Origin of the sequence: Bacillus cereus group sp. BfR-BA-01408 (genome assembly GCF_022663305.1) — a bacterium.
Classification (GTDB): domain Bacteria; phylum Bacillota; class Bacilli; order Bacillales; family Bacillaceae_G; genus Bacillus_A; species Bacillus_A pacificus.
In genome coordinates, this window is record NZ_JAKUFF010000289.1 from 1 (window position 1) to 239 (window position 239).

The following is a 239-nucleotide window of genomic DNA, read 5'->3' on the forward strand; positions in this document are numbered from 1 at the left end:
GTTCTGACGGTAACGGTTCTGGTGGCAGTGGTTCTGACGGTAACGGTTCTGGTGGCAGCGGCTCTGGCGGCAATCGTGGTAAAGGCGATAGCAGTTCTCAAGGAGGAAATGACTCTCATGGAGGTAACCGTGGTAAAGGCGATAGCAGTTCTCAAGGAGGAAATGGCTCTCAAGGTGGTAACGTAAAAGATAACGCGAAAAAACAAGGCGATAAGTTACCGAATACTGCAACACATTAT

General features: G+C 49.0%; 1 pseudogene. It reads left to right on the plus strand.

Annotated features, from left to right (window positions below):
- Window positions 1-239 (plus strand): annotated as a pseudogene (locus tag MR083_RS27335) (cell wall anchor protein); the annotation flags it as partial.